At 71.1% G+C, this 14,040-nt stretch carries 12 protein-coding genes; 8 read left to right on the plus strand and 4 right to left on the minus strand.

Annotation, left to right across the window (positions count from 1 at the left end):
• Nucleotides 1-177 precede the first annotated feature (177 nt).
• Nucleotides 178-1,566 carry a glutamyl-tRNA reductase gene (locus tag CXQ97_RS01890; RefSeq protein WP_104179132.1) on the plus strand — a complete coding sequence of 463 codons (1,389 nt, stop codon included), beginning with the start codon at nucleotides 178-180 and terminating at the stop codon, nucleotides 1,564-1,566.
• Between the two features lie 32 nt (nucleotides 1,567-1,598).
• On the opposite strand, the gene moeB is transcribed toward CXQ97_RS01890, so the two are convergent.
• Nucleotides 1,599-2,855 carry a molybdopterin-synthase adenylyltransferase MoeB gene (gene moeB / locus CXQ97_RS01895; RefSeq protein WP_104179133.1) on the minus strand — a complete coding sequence of 419 codons (1,257 nt, stop codon included), beginning with the start codon at nucleotides 2,853-2,855 and terminating at the stop codon, nucleotides 1,599-1,601.
• Between the two features lie 177 nt (nucleotides 2,856-3,032).
• On the opposite strand from moeB, the gene CXQ97_RS01900 reads away from it, so the two are divergent.
• Complete coding sequence (locus CXQ97_RS01900) at nucleotides 3,033-3,653, plus strand: TetR/AcrR family transcriptional regulator (RefSeq protein WP_104179134.1); 621 nt, start codon at nucleotides 3,033-3,035, stop codon at nucleotides 3,651-3,653.
• Nucleotides 3,654-3,701: 48 nt separating this feature from the next.
• Nucleotides 3,702-3,926 (plus strand): DUF3107 domain-containing protein, encoded by a 225-nt coding sequence (locus CXQ97_RS01905; RefSeq protein ID WP_104049548.1) that lies wholly within the window; start codon nucleotides 3,702-3,704, stop codon nucleotides 3,924-3,926.
• Between the two features lie 130 nt (nucleotides 3,927-4,056).
• On the opposite strand, the gene CXQ97_RS01910 is transcribed toward CXQ97_RS01905, so the two are convergent.
• Nucleotides 4,057-4,893 (minus strand): ferritin-like fold-containing protein, encoded by an 837-nt coding sequence (locus CXQ97_RS01910; protein ID WP_104179135.1) that lies wholly within the window; start codon nucleotides 4,891-4,893, stop codon nucleotides 4,057-4,059.
• A gap of 164 nt (nucleotides 4,894-5,057) precedes the next feature.
• Between CXQ97_RS01910 and CXQ97_RS01915 the strand changes: the two genes are divergently transcribed.
• The 4 genes from CXQ97_RS01915 (at nucleotide 5,058) to CXQ97_RS01930 (ending at nucleotide 9,979) form a co-directional block, all read left to right on the plus strand.
• Nucleotides 5,058-5,504 (plus strand): YdeI/OmpD-associated family protein, encoded by a 447-nt coding sequence (locus CXQ97_RS01915; protein WP_104179136.1) that lies wholly within the window; start codon nucleotides 5,058-5,060, stop codon nucleotides 5,502-5,504.
• Nucleotides 5,505-5,568: 64 nt separating this feature from the next.
• Nucleotides 5,569-7,095, plus strand: coding sequence for an RNB domain-containing ribonuclease (locus CXQ97_RS01920; RefSeq protein ID WP_306739478.1), 1,527 nt, complete (start codon nucleotides 5,569-5,571; stop codon nucleotides 7,093-7,095).
• Between the two features lie 289 nt (nucleotides 7,096-7,384).
• A complete protein-coding gene (locus CXQ97_RS01925; RefSeq protein ID WP_104179365.1) occupies nucleotides 7,385-9,103 on the plus strand; it encodes a DEAD/DEAH box helicase in 1,719 nt (572 codons plus the stop codon).
• A gap of 6 nt (nucleotides 9,104-9,109) precedes the next feature.
• A complete protein-coding gene (locus CXQ97_RS01930) occupies nucleotides 9,110-9,979 on the plus strand; it encodes a site-specific DNA-methyltransferase (protein ID WP_258062128.1) in 870 nt (289 codons plus the stop codon).
• A gap of 218 nt (nucleotides 9,980-10,197) precedes the next feature.
• On the opposite strand, the gene CXQ97_RS01935 is transcribed toward CXQ97_RS01930, so the two are convergent.
• A complete protein-coding gene (locus CXQ97_RS01935) occupies nucleotides 10,198-11,037 on the minus strand; it encodes a PHP domain-containing protein (RefSeq protein ID WP_104179138.1) in 840 nt (279 codons plus the stop codon).
• Nucleotides 11,038-11,408: 371 nt separating this feature from the next.
• On the opposite strand from CXQ97_RS01935, the gene CXQ97_RS01940 reads away from it, so the two are divergent.
• Nucleotides 11,409-12,866, plus strand: coding sequence for an aminopeptidase P family protein (locus CXQ97_RS01940; RefSeq protein ID WP_258062181.1), 1,458 nt, complete (start codon nucleotides 11,409-11,411; stop codon nucleotides 12,864-12,866).
• A gap of 209 nt (nucleotides 12,867-13,075) precedes the next feature.
• Here CXQ97_RS01940 and CXQ97_RS01945 read toward each other — a convergent pair whose 3' ends face one another.
• Complete coding sequence (locus CXQ97_RS01945) at nucleotides 13,076-14,011, minus strand: general stress protein (RefSeq protein WP_181034944.1); 936 nt, start codon at nucleotides 14,009-14,011, stop codon at nucleotides 13,076-13,078.
• Nucleotides 14,012-14,040 lie beyond the last annotated feature (29 nt).

Consider the following 14,040-nt stretch of genomic DNA (forward strand, 5'->3'; position numbering starts at 1 on the left):
GATTCTGCCGAAGATCCGGCCGGAACGTTAACCGGGTGCCGCGCGTGCCGCGTGTGCGTGGCCAACATCACCCGCACCCTCCGGGGGCACAGTCCCGCAGGAATCCGCGGGACGCAAGGCGGAGTAAGGATCGCCTATTCAGTGGGGAAGACCCGTTCTCGGTATGATCGGAGGGCTGTGGTACTTCTTTCACTTGTTGCGACACACTCGAACGTGGACCTGGAAACTGTCGCCCGACTCAGCGTCGGGGCACCCCAGGTCCCTGCTTCCGTGCTCGCCGACGACAGGGCCGTCTCCGGGGCCGTCGTCCTGGCCACGTGCAACCGCTTCGAGATCTACGCCGAGGCGCCGTCCGAGGACGACGTCGAGGCAGCACGCTCGGCGATCGTGTCGACGATCAGCGAGTACTCCGGCATCCCCGAGCAGTCCGTGTCCGCGTCGTTCGAGACCCACACCGGGCAGGGCGTCGCCGAGCACCTGTTCGCCGTCGGCGCCGGTCTCGATTCCGCCGTGATCGGCGAACGCGAGATCGCCGGGCAGGTCCGCCGGGCGCTCATCGAGGCGCAGGGTTCAGGAGCCGCCAGCGGCGGTCTCGTGCGCCTGTTCCAGGCTGCATCGAAGACCGCGAAGGACGTCGGCGCCCAGACCGCGCTCGGCAGCCGCGGACGCTCCATCGTCTCCGTGGCCCTCGAACTCGCCGGTGACCTCTCCACCGATGCCGACTGGTCGCGCAAGTCCGTCGTGCTGTTCGGTACCGGGGCCTACGCGGGCGCCACGATGGCAGCCCTGAGGGACCGGGGCTGCACCGACGTCTCCGTCTTCTCCTCCTCCGGTCGCGCCGAGGGCTTCGTCGCCTCGCGCGGCGGTACCGCCGTCCCGGCCGCGGACCTGCCGGGTGCGATGCGCCGGGCCGATGTCGTCATCGGCTGCAGCGGCAGCGATGCACGGATCGACGCGGCCGACATCGAGCGGATCCGTGAAGGCAGCGACCGCCCTCTCGTCGTCATCGACCTCGCCCTGAGCCACGACTTCGACCCCGCGGTCGGGACCCTCGACGACGTCGAGCTGATCACGCTCGAATCCGTCCGTGCCGCTGCCCCCGAGGAGCAGGCCGACGCCCTCGCCCAGGCCGGCGACCTCGTCCGCGACGCTGCACGGTCCTTCGAGGAGCAGCAGACGACCCGCGCCATGAACGCCGCCATCGTGGCGCTCCGCCAGCACACCCAGGCGGTCCTCGACTCCGAGATGGAGCGGGTGCGGGCCCAGCACGGCTGCACGGCCGCTGCCGAGGAGGTCGAGTTCGCCCTGCGGCGCATGGTCCGGCAGCTGCTGCACGTGCCCACCGTCCGCGCCAGGGAACTCGCGGCCGAGGGACGCCAGGACGACTACACCGCCGCCCTCGAGGCCCTCTACGGGATCGACCTCGTTCCCGCGGAGAAGGCTCCCGTGCCGGACCGGACCGCGGCAGCTGCATCGGACGCCGCTGCGGCAGCCCGTCCGCTCCACGTCCACCGCGACGGTGCCGCCTGCCCCGTCGATCACGAGCGGCCCGCGCAGAGCGCCTGATCCCGGCTGCCGGCCCGCCCGGGCCGGGCGCATCAGTAGGTCATCTTCTCCGGTTCGATCCTCCGGACCCACTCGACGATGCCGCCCTCCACCGATGTCGCGTCCCGGTGGCCCCGCTCGCGGAGGAAGCGGACGACGTCGGCGGATCGGACACCGGACTTGCAGTGGACGTAGAGCGTCCTGCTGTCATCGATGACGGCGTCCCCGTCCAGGATCAGGTCCTTGGGCACCAGCACGGCGCCGTCGATGCTGACGATGGCGTGTTCCTCCGGGTTCCTCACGTCCAGCAGGTCGAAGTCCGCGCTGCCGGCGGACCGCGCCTCGAGCAGCGCGGCGAGCTCCTCGACGGTCACCGTCGGAACCGTCGGCGCCGCTTCCGCGGACCCCTCGCGCGCCGGGGCGGAACCCGGGGACGGCAGGCCGCAGAACTGCTCGTAGTCGATGAGCTCCGTGATCGGCGGGGCCGCCGGGTCGGGCCGCACGCGCACTTCGCGCCAGGTCATCTCCAGCGCGTCGAACACGAGTACCCGGCCGAGCAGCGTGGTGCCCACCCCGGTGATGAGCTTGATGGCCTCGTTGACCATCACGGAACCGATCTGCCCGCACAGCACGCCCAGCACGCCCCCCTCGGCGCACGACGGCACGGAGCCGGGCGGCGGCGCCTCCGGATACAGGTCGCGGTAGGTGGGGCCGTGGTCCTGCCAGAAGACGCTGACCTGGCCGTCGAAGCGGAGGATGGAACCCCAGACGTACGGCTTGCCGAGGATCGCCGCCGCGTCGTTGACGAGGTAGCGGGTGGCGAAGTTGTCCGTGCCGTCGACGATCAGGTCGTACCCGGCGAAGAGTTCCAGCGCGTTCCCGCGGTCCAGCCGCTCCTCGTGCAGGACGACGTCGACGAGCGGGTTCAGCGCGAGGATGCTGTCGCGCGCGGACACCGCCTTCGACCGGCCGAGGTCCGGCACGCCGTGGATGACCTGGCGCTGGAGGTTGGAGAGTTCGACGCCGTCGTCGTCCACGATCCCGAGCGTCCCCACGCCCGCCGCCGCGAGGTACAGGAGCGCCGGCGAACCCAGTCCCCCGGCACCGATCACGAGGACGCGTGCGTTCTTCAGGCGCAGCTGCGCCTCGGTGCCGAAGCCGGGGATGATGAGGTGCCGCGAGTACCGCAGCGTCTCCTCCTGCGACAGGCGGCCCGTCGCCTCGACGAGCGGCGGCAGGACCGCGGGCAGGCTGGACGGCGGTGCGGACACCGGGGCGCCGGCGGAAGCCGGCGACGGGGAAGGGCTCATACCCAAGGATATTGCGCGCCGCCCGTGCCGGGCCAGCGAGCGCGGCAGCGCCCGGATCACACGACCCGTCCACGGGGCCGACCGCGCGGCGCGGCCCTCCCTCCCGTGCGGGCCGCCTCCTACCGGTGGGTAAACTGGGCGGACACCCCCGCCCGCAGAGCCCGAGGAACACCTCACGTGAGTGCTGAACCGTCCACCGCAGGAAAAGCCGTCCGGTTGCCGCGGGACGAGCGACGGCGCCAGCTCCTGGCGGCGGCGCAGGAAGTCTTCGTGAGCAACGGCTACCACGGTGCCGCGATGGACGACATCGCCGTGGCGGCGCGCGTCAGCAAGCCCGTGCTGTACCAGCACTTCCCGGGGAAGCGGGACCTCTACCTCGCGCTGCTCGACGGGCACCTCGCCGAGCTGACGCAGCTGCTCGTCGACGCGCTGCGCTCCACCGATGACAACAAGCTGCGCGTGCACGCGACCATGCGGGCCTACTTCCAGTTCATCGCGCAGGACAGCCAGGCGCACAGGCTCGTCTTCGAATCGGACATCGGCAACGAGCCCGACGTCCGGGACCGGCTCGAGGAATTCAATGCCCACTTCGCGAGTGCGATCGCGGGCGTGATCGCGGGTGACACGCAACTGTCCGTGGTGGAGGCCACCCTGCTGGGCCGAGGACTCGCAGGCATGGCGCAGGTGAGCGCCCGCTACTGGCTCGAGACGGAGGGCAGCCTCGACATCGATGCCGCGGCGGAGCTGATCTACCGTTTAGCTTGGCGCGGAATCAGCCGTTTCCCGAAGGAGATCTAGAGTAGCTTTCGAAGCAGTAGCACGCCCACACAACAGGAGGCATACGCCGTGGAAGTCAAGATCGGTATCCAGAACGTCAACCGCGAGATCATCCTCGAATCCTCCGAGAGCGCCGACGCGATCGCCGACCTCGTGGCCCAGGCGATGAGCGGCGGCACGGAGCTGCGTCTCAAGGATGCCAAGGGACGCCAGGTGATCGTCCCGACGTCGGTCCTCGGCTACGTCGAGATCGGCGCCGAGGAGACGCGACGGGTGGGCTTCGGCGCACTGTAGGGCGGGAGGGTCCTCTCCGCCTCGGGACCCGTGGCCGACGGCAGACGCCGTCGGCCACGGGTCTTCCGTTTAATGCTCCTGCTGCGTGACAGGCCCCTGCCGGGGATCCTCCGGCGTGCGGGTGCGGGTATCAGGCGGTGAGCCCCAGGGCGCCCATGCGCCTCGAATGGTTGCGGGTCAGCTGCGCGAAGAGCGCCGTCGTGTGCTGCGTGTGGCTCGGCTCGTTGGCGAAGAGGAGTCCGGCGAGGTACTCGCGCTCGATCCCCACGCGCTGGGCCTGCGTGAGGGCCTCCCCCACGAGCCGACGGCCCCACAGCGCCAGGCGTGAGGCGAGCCGGGGATCGTCGGAGAGAGCCTCCTTCAGGCGCCGCTGCAGGTGGGCCGCCCCGTCCCCCGAATCGATGGCGCTGATGAGGGCGCGGGTGCGCGGGTCGAAGCTGTCGGCCAGCGCCCGGTAGAAGTCGCCGGAGAACGCGTCGAGGACATAGGCCTTCATGAGGGACTCGTACCAGTCCCCGGGGCGGGTCCGCTCGTGGAAGGCGTCGATGGACGCCTGGAACGGTCCCATCGCGTCCTCGATGGTGATGCCGAGGTCTGCGAGGAAGGCGGCCACCATCTCGAAGTGCTCGAACTCCTGCACGGCCAGGCGGCCCAGGCCGGCGCGGTCGGCGAGGCTCGGCGAGAACCGTGCGTCCGAGGACAACCGCTCGAATCCCGACAGTTCCCCGTAGGCGACGATGCCGAGAAGGTCCGTGACGAAACGCGCGTAGAGCGGATTGGCGAACGCGTCCTCCCCGGGACCCGCGTCCACGGCGGCAGCGCCCGATGCGTCCGCAGCGCCGGCCGGGCGGGCCCGGGCCGGCACGGTGTTCGGGCTCACCGGCACGGCCGTCGGGGGCCGGACAGGCCCGGTGCGATCCCGCTCTGCTGCCGAGAGGGCCGTGCTGTCGGAGGAGCCGTTGTTCATTCTGCTAAGAGTACGCACTCAGGGAGGTGCGGCAACCTGCCGGACCACGCCGGGGTCTGTCGCGTACCGCCACCTCGGCCTATGCTCGGTCCCTACGACCGGACGGACCGGCGGGTCCTGCCGGTCGCCGAGGATCAGGGCCGGAGGCCGGAAGGCAGGAACACATGGAGTTCACGGGTGTCCTCGAACCGGCGGGCCGCACGGCCACGGGCATCGAGATCCCGGAGGAGGTGCTGTCGGCACTCGGAGAGGGCCGGCGTCCCGCGGTGACGGTGACACTCGGGACCTATACGTATCGCACCACCGTCGGGTCCATGAACGGTCGCGCCATGATCCCCGTCAGTGCCGAGCATCGGAACGGCGCCGGGCTCGTAGCCGACCAGTCCGTGATGGTGCGGCTGGAACCGGACCGGGAGGAACGCATCGTCGACGTGCCGGAGGACCTGGCCGTGGCCCTCTCCGTGGACCCGGCGCTCGTCGCCGCGTTCGGTGCCCTGTCCGTCAGCCGGCGGAAAGCCCTCGTCCTGCCGATCGAGCAGGCGAAGGGCGCCGACACCCGGCGGCGCCGCGTGCTGAAGGCCGTCGACTCGCTCCGCCCCCGGGAGTCGTAGCAAGCCCCGTCGTCCACCCGCGGCGGAATCCCCGATGTCCGTGACGTGCGTTACCGTATTGCGTGTGCCCGCACAGCATATGGATCTCAGGGACCGGGAGTCCCAGCAGCGCCTCACCGAGTCGCTGCGCGCCCTCCGCGAGGAACTCGAGATCCGCGAGGACTTCCCGGAGGACGTCCTGCGGGAGGCGCAGGACGCAGTAGCGGCCCGCAGGCTTCCCGCGGCCGACCTGCGGGACCTGCGGGAGCTTCCGTTCCTCACCATCGATCCGCCCGGCTCCACCGACCTGGACCAGGCCGTGCACCTGCAGCGGACGGGCGGCACCCACGACGCCACCGCGGGTGCGGGCGGGTTCGAGGTCTGGTACGCCATCGCCGACGTGCCGCTCTTCGTCCGGCCCGGGGGCGCCATCGATGCCGAGGCCCGGCTCCGCGGCCAGACCATGTACGCGCCGGACGGCCGGATCTCGATGCACCCGGAGGTCATCTCCGAGGACGCTGCGAGTCTCCTCCCCGATCGGGACCGGCCCGCCTTCGTCTGGCACTTCCGCCTCGACGCCGCAGCGGTCGTGCAGTCCGCCACCGTCGGCCGAGCCCTCGTCCGGAGCCGCCGGCAGCTCACCTACACGCAGGTCCAGTCCGCCATCGACGCCGGCACCGCCGACGAGCAGCTCACCCTCCTGAAGGAGGTCGGCATGCACCGGATCCAGCAGGAACTCGATCGGGGCGGCGCGAGCCTCAACCTCCCCCGCCAGGAGATCACCCACGACGGCGAGAGCTACGGCATCATCACGGAGCCCGCCCTGCCGTGCGAGGACTGGAACGCCCAGATCTCGCTGATGACCGGCATGGCGGCTGCGCGCATGATGATCGACGGCGGTATCGGCATCCTGCGCACCATGCCCGAACCCGACGACGGCGCGCTCGCGAAGTTCCGGCGCCAGTCCGAGGCGCTCGAGCACCCCTGGCCCGCGGACATGCCCTACGGTGCGTTCCTGCGCACGCTCGACGTCGCCGACCCGCGGCAGCTCGCGCTGATGCACGCCGCCGCCTCGCTCTTCCGGGGTGCGGGCTACACCGCCTTCGACGGGCAGGTACCCGACGCCGTCGTGCAGTCGGCGATCGCCGCACCGTACGCGCACACCACCGCTCCCCTGCGGCGCCTCGTGGATCGCTTCGTGCTCGTGACCTGCGCGTCGCTCTGTGCCGGCGAGGAGGTACCCGCGTGGGTGCGTGCGGCGCTGCCGGACCTCAATGCACTCATGGCGTCCTCCAACCAGACGGCGTCCCGGCTCGACTCGGGCGCCATGGACGCGGTGCAGGCCGCACTGCTGAGCAACCGCATCGGCGAGGCGTTCTCCGCCGTCGTCCTCCAGGGTTCGCCGCCCGCCGTCGAGGACACCCCCGGGAAGCAGGCGCCGCGCCTGTCGGGCACGGTGCAGGTCACCGAACCGCCGCTCGAGGCGAAGTGCTACGGGGAACTCGTCGCCGGCGAGCGGGTCACGGTGGTCCTGCTCGAGGCCGATATCGCGCGTCGCCGCCTGCGCTTCGAGGTCAAACCCCCGGACGCGCCACCGTCGGTCCTGCGATGACACCGGTGAGGGGCGGGCAGGGTAGTCTTGAGCCTGTAGTAATGGATGCCCGGTCGTTATCACTTTCCCGATAACCCGCAGTACCTACTCGATCCCGAGTTCCCGCGGGCGCAGGTCTCCCTCCGCAGCCCGCACGCAGTCGCAAGCCCGCGATCGGCTTCCACTGGACGCCCTGGCGCCCGCCGATACGCTCCGCCCCGGATGGATCAATCCCGGCGTCGAGCCTCAGCGGCCGCGGGGCCTGAATGAACGGTAGAACGTGCACGACATCAACTCAGACAACACTCCGGTGACGGATGCCCACCACCTCGTGGCCGACGACTCGATCGACGCCATCGACGTCGAGGAGACCCTGGTCACCACCGAGGAGCCGCACGCGGTCGTCCCGGAGACCTTCGCGGACTTCAATGTCCGCCCCGACATCGTCGAGTCCCTCGCGGACGCCGGCATCATCCACCCCTTCCCCATCCAGGCGATGACACTCTCGATCGCCCTCGGCGGTCACGACATCATCGGACAGGCGAAGACCGGCACGGGCAAGACGCTCGGTTTCGGCATCCCGGCGATCCAGCGCGTCGTCGGTCCCGACGACGCGGGCTACGAGAAGCTCCCCGTCCCCGGCGCACCGCAGGCCCTCGTCGTCGTCCCGACGCGCGAGCTCGCGGTACAGGTGGCGAGCGACCTGACGACGGCGGCGAAGAAGCGCAATGCGCGCATCGTCACCATCTACGGCGGCCGTGCCTACGAGCCCCAGATCGAGGCCATCAAGAAGGGCGTCGAGATCGTGGTCGGCACGCCCGGGCGCCTGATCGACCTGTACCGGCAGAAGCTGCTGGTGCTGAAGAACGTGAAGATCGTGGTCCTCGACGAGGCCGACGAGATGCTGGACCTCGGCTTCCTGCCCGACGTCGAGACGCTCATCGCCGCGACGCCGCCCGTGCGCCAGACGCTCCTGTTCTCCGCGACCATGCCCGGTCCCGTCATCGCGATGGCCCGGCGCTACATGACGCAGCCCACGCACATCCGTGCCGCGGATCCCGAGGACGAGGGCATCACCAAGAAGGACATCCGCCAGGTCATCTACCGGGCGCACAACCTGGACAAGGCCGAGGTGGTGGCCCGGATCCTGCAGGCCCGCAACCGCGGCCGGGCCATCATCTTCTGCAAGACGAAGCGCACCGCCGCGAAGCTCTCCGAGGAACTCATCGACCGCGGCTTCGCGGCGGGTGCCATCCACGGCGACCTGGGGCAGGGCGCCCGCGAGCAGGCGCTGCGTGCCTTCCGCGGCGACAAGATCGACGTCCTCGTCGCCACCGAGGTGGCCGCGCGCGGCATCGACGTGGAGGACATCACGCACGTCATCAACTACCAGTGCCCCGAGGACGAGAAGGCCTACCTGCACCGCGTGGGCCGCACGGGCCGCGCCGGCAAGAAGGGCACCGCCGTCACCTTCGTGGACTGGGACGACGTCCCCCGCTGGGGCCTGATCAACAAGGCACTCGGTCTCGACACGCCCGAACCGGTCGAGACCTATTCGTCGTCCCCGCACCTCTACACCGACCTCGACATCCCCGAGGGCACCAAGGGCCGGCTGCCCCGCAAGGATCGCAAGCTCGCCGGTATCCATGCCGAGGTCCTCGAGGACCTCGGCGAGACCGGCAAGCGCGGCGGTGGCGCCGGTGAGACCGGCGGGCGCGGCGGCAGCGGAGGCGGTGCCGGGAACGACGGCGGACGTGGCCGTTCGGGCGGCCGCGGCGGCCCCCGCCGCGACTCCTCCTCCGGCGAGCAGTCGCGGGGTTCCCGCGGCCGTGGCCGGGGCAACGGCTCCGATACGACCGACGCTCCTGCCGCATCGACCGTCCCGGCCGACGCTGTCGAGGGTGGCACCCGCCGCCACCGCTCAGGTGGCGAGGGCGAGGCGCCCGCGGGTGACCGCCCACGCCGCAGCCGTACCCGCCGCCGCAACGGCGAGGTCGTCGCGAAGCCCGCCGGCGGCTCGGAGGACTGACACCCGGTGTCGGAGCTCCCTGTGCCGTCCGCGCCTCCTTCGTGGAGCGCGGACGGCGCCAACCTCATCGTGCACGCCGACAATGCGGAGTACCTCGCCACGTTGCCGGACGCGGCTTTCGCGATGATCTACGTGGACCCGCCCTTCAACACGGGCCGCGTGCAGCGCCGCCAGCAGACCTCGATGGTGCGGGCGGTGGACGGCGAAGGGGACCGCGTGGGTTTCAAGGGGCTCTCCTACTCGACCGTCAAGGGCATGCTCGCGAGCTACGACGACGCGTTCGAGGACTACTGGGACTTCCTCTGGCCCAGGCTCGCCGAGGCATGGCGACTCCTGGCCGCCGACGGCACCCTCTACCTGCACCTGGACTACCGCGAGGTGCATTACGCCAAGGTCATGCTGGACGCCCTCTTCGGGCGTGAGTGCTTCCTGAACGAGATCATCTGGGCCTACGACTACGGAGCGCGCACCAAGCGCAAGTGGCCCGCCAAGCACGACAACATCCTCGTGTACGTCAAGAATCCTTCCGGGTACTACTTCAACAGTGACGAGGTGGACCGGGAACCCTATATGGCGCCCGGTCTCGTGACCGCCGAGAAGGCAGCCCTCGGCAAGCTCCCGACGGACGTCTGGTGGCACACCATCGTGTCCCCGACCGGTCGGGAGAAGACCGGCTACCCCACCCAGAAGCCCGAGGGACTGCTCCGGCGCGCCGTCGCGGCGAGCAGCCGTGAGGGTGACTGGGTTCTCGATTTCTTCGCCGGCTCGGGGACGCTCGGGGCCGTGGCGGGGAAACTCGGCCGCCGATTCGTCTGCGTGGACAGCAACCCGCAGGCCGTCCAGGTCATGCAGGCGCGCCTGGCCCCCTGGACCTGACACGTTCCGGCGACGGCTCCGAGTACGCGGCACCCCGGGGGGCCTGACGCTGCACGATATGCCGGAAGGGCCCCCGTCCGGCGAGCGCTCTCGTATGGCCCGTGGGCCCACGCCTCGCGGCGCCAGGGGCCGGGCTCGTGGGCCCGTCGGTGTACCCGGACACGATGTGGAAGTCGCTGCGGATGTGGGGCTGGGAGGACCCGCCCGCGCGTCCGGGCTCAGCCCGGCGTGCCCGATGCGAGCGCCGTGATGGCCTCGAGGGTTTCCCGCGGGGTGACGTTCTCCCCGAGCAGGTTCGGCTTTCCACTGCCGTGGTAGTCGCTCGAGCCCGTGATGAGCAGCCCGTGGTCCCGAGCGATCCTCCGCAGCTCCACGCGCGCCTCCTCGGGGTTGTCCCGGTGCTCCACCTCAAGTCCCAGCAGCCCGGCGTCGATCATCTCGTCGATCACGGCACCGCCCACCACGGCTCCGCGGTTGAACGCGGAGGGATGGGCGAAGACGGGCACGCCTCCCGCGGCCCGGATGAGCTCGACGGCGTAGGCCGGGTGCGGGGCGTAGTGGCTGACCCAGTACGGCGAGCGCGCCGTCAGGATGCGCTCGAAGGCCTCCGAACGGGTCTCGACCACGCCGAGCGCGATCAGGGCGTCGGCGATGTGCGGGCGGCCCACCGTCGCACCCTCCGTCACGTGCTGCTGCACCAGGTCCCACGTGATCGGGAAGTCCTCGGACATCAGTTCGACCATGCGCCGTGCCCGCGTCAGCCGTGCCGACCTCGACTTCCCGATCTCCTCGCGCAGGCCGGCGTGGAGCGGATCGTGCAGGTAGGACAGCACATGCACACTGATGCCGGTGTCGGTGCGGCAGGAGACCTCCATGCCCGGCACGAACCCGATGCCGAAGCCTTCCGCCGCGGTCCGCGCCCTGTCCCAGCCCGCCGTCGAGTCGTGGTCGGTGAGCGCGACGGCGTCGAGCCCTGCGGCGGCCGCGGAGGCGATCAGGACGTCGGGGTCCTCGGTGCCGTCCGAGACGTTGGAGTGGGTGTGCAGATCGATTCTCACCGGATCCAATCTACGCGCCACGGGCGTCGGACCCGGCCAGGGGCGCTGCGGGAGGCTCCGCCCCGGGACCGTCGTGCCCGCGGGGACCGTGCGACGGCGGCCACCGGGTCTGGACGACGGCGGCCGCCGGGGCGCCGTCCGGAGCGGGCCATCCTGTGTCCGGGAAGGGTCTCACGCACCCCTCGCCCCGCTCCTGCTCCTGCCGGCCGGACTTTCCCGACCCCCGGCGATGATGGGACGATGGCGGGGTGAGCACCGACGACACCGCACCCGCATCCGACATCCCCACCGACGCACCGGAGGGCCAGCCGCTGTCCGACCGGAACGAGAACCGCTCCCAGCGGCCGGATTCCGACGCCTTCAAGGCGTTCATGGCCGGCAGCTGGGCACCGGCATCGGACGACCTGCCGCCGGCGTCGCCCGTCGCCGAGCACGCGGCCCGCCGCCGGCGCGCCATCTCCGACCGCTTCCCGGGCGAGCGCATCGTCATCCCCGCCGGCCCCTTCAAGGTCCGCTCCAACGACACCGACTACCGCTACCGCCCGCACTCCGGCTTCGCCCACCTGACCGGACTCGGTCTGGACCACGAGCCCGACGCCGTGCTCGTCCTGGAACCGGTGGACCCGGGCACGGGCGACGACGACGGGAACCACACCGCCACCCTGTACTTCCGCGAACTCGCCGGACGCGACAGCGCGGAGTTCTACGCCAACGCCCGCTACGGCGAGTTCTGGATCGGGCAGCGCCTGTCCATGGCGCAGATCAGGGCCCAGCTCGATCTGGAGACCGCCGACCTCGCCGAACTCGAGGTGGCCATCACGAAGGACGCCGGAGTCGCGTCGATCGGCGGTGTCAGCATCCGCCTGCTCCGCGAGGTGGATATGAACGCAGACGCGCTCGTCGACACGTCGCGCATCAACACCGGGGTGGACCTCGAGCGGGCCGACGCCCTCGACGCCGTCCTCGCCGAGGCGCTCTCCGAGCTGAGGCTGCTCAAGGACGCCTGGGAGATCGAGCAGATGGAGGCCGCGGTCGCCGCCACCGTCGACGGGTTCCACGAAGTGGTCCGGTCCCTCCCCCGCGCGCTCACGCATCCGCGCGGCGAGCGGGTCGTGGAAGGCGCGTTCTTCACCCGGGCACGCGAGGAGGGCAACGACCTCGGCTACGACACCATTGCCGCCTCGGGGAACAACGCCACCACGCTGCACTGGATCCGCAACACCGGCCAGGTCTCCGCCGGGGACCTGCTCCTCCTCGACGCCGGCGTCGAGGCCGAGAGCCTCTACACCGCCGACATCACCAGGACCCTTCCCGTCACGGGGCGCTACACGGAGATCCAGCGCAGGATCTACCAGGCGGTGCTCGACGCCGCCGACGCAGGCTTCGCCGCGGCGCAGCCCGGCCGGAGGTTCCGTGACGTGCATACGGCCGCGATCGCCGTCCTCGCCGAGAACCTCGACAGCTGGGGTCTCCTGCCCGTCCCCCTCGAGGAAGCCCTGGCACCCGAGGGCCAGCACCACCGGCGCTGGATGCCACACGGCACGAGCCACCACCTCGGTATGGACGTGCACGACTGCGCGCAGGCCAAGCGGGAGCTGTACCTGGACGGGATCCTCACCGAGGGCATGGTGTTCACCATCGAGCCGGGCCTCTACTTCAAGGCCGAGGACCTGGCGGTTCCCGAGGAGTACCGGGGCATCGGCGTGCGGATCGAGGACGACATCCTCATGACCGCCGACGGTCCCGTGAACCTCAGCTCGGCCCTGCCCCGCAGTCCCGACGACGTCGAGAACTGGATGGCGGGCATCTGGGGCAGCACCGGCGAGTAGCACCACCGGGGCGGCGGCTCCCGCGGCGACGGCCTCCAGGGCGACTCGCCCCGGCCGTTCGCAGGAGCAGCCCGTCGACGGCGAAGGCCGGGACCCAGGGGGTCCCGGCCTTCGGTATCGGGCGGGCCGGCGCCTTCACGGTGTGTCCGGCGTGGTCCTGCCTCCCGCCGGCGCCGACCAGGGCCGGCCGCCCGGGCGGACGTCGAGCGCTAGCGCGTCCCGCCCGCAGCGGAGGAACCGTGGTTCCCCTGCTGCTGGTCGTCGTCCCCGGAGCGGCCGGCACCCGGTGCCGCTCCCTGCCCGGTCCCGGCGGGTGTCCCGGCCGGGTCCGCCGGCGCAGCTGCCTCGGGCGACGTGTCTTCCGGTGTCTGCTCCTCGACGCGTACGCCGTACTGGGGCCGGCCGTCCGGCAGGTCGGGGAACTGCCCGCGCCGCGGCCCGGTGGTACCGGGGCCGGCGGTCTGGTCCTCGGTCGTGACAGGCTGCTGCGGCTGGCCCGACGGGGCCGCATAGGGGTCGTTCCACGCCGCGGGGCGCTCGGGAGCCGGCTGCTGCGGCGCCTGACCGGGCGCCTGACCGGGCGCCCGATCAGGAGCCTGACCGGGACCCTGCGCCCACGCGGAGGGTGCGCCCGCCGGGTGCTGGGCCTGTCCTTTCATGGGCAGCTGCTGCAGCAGGCGGCGGGCATCCGCGGCGAGGCCCGGCTCCACGATCACGTCGTAGCTGGTCGCGATGACCTGGTTCGTCGAGGTGAAGTCGCGCCGGCCACGCTGGAACGTGTAGGTCAGGACGCCGAAGAGCAGCCAGAAGATGGCACCCAGGGCGATCGAGGACGTGATGGTGATCCCGGACTCGCTGCCGGCGAACAGGCTCAGGATCAATCCGACGAAGAGGCCGAACCAGGCTCCCGTGGCGGCACTGGCGAGAGCCACCCGCGGGTAGCTCAGGCGCCCCGTGACCCGCTCCACGGTCTTGAGATCGTTGCCGATGATCGCCACCCGCTGGACGGCGAACTTGTTGTCCGCGAGGTAGTCCACGGCTTTCTGGGCATCCAGGTAGCTGGTGTAGCGGCCGATGGTCTCGCCCGTGGGCAGCACCCGGCCCAGATCGCGGGATGCAGTGGTTCCTAGTGGTGGTGTCGACATGGTGTCCATTCTTGCCTAACGCCTGCGAC

The organism is Arthrobacter sp. B0490, from assembly GCF_002929355.1.
GTDB lineage: Bacteria > Actinomycetota > Actinomycetes > Actinomycetales > Micrococcaceae > Arthrobacter_D.

Bases quoted from the DNA above. Each gene is read 5' to 3' on its own strand.
- CXQ97_RS01945 (WP_181034944.1), bottom strand. From the start codon at position 14,011: ATGTCGACACCACCACTAGGAACCACTGCATCCCGCGATCTGGGCCGG.
- CXQ97_RS01940 (WP_258062181.1), top strand. From the start codon at position 11,409: ATGGCCGGCAGCTGGGCACCGGCATCGGACGACCTGCCGCCGGCGTCG.
- CXQ97_RS01915 (WP_104179136.1), top strand. From the start codon at position 5,058: ATGGAGTTCACGGGTGTCCTCGAACCGGCGGGCCGCACGGCCACGGGC.
- moeB (WP_104179133.1), bottom strand. From the start codon at position 2,855: ATGAGCCCTTCCCCGTCGCCGGCTTCCGCCGGCGCCCCGGTGTCCGCA.
- CXQ97_RS01910 (WP_104179135.1), bottom strand. From the start codon at position 4,893: ATGAACAACGGCTCCTCCGACAGCACGGCCCTCTCGGCAGCAGAGCGG.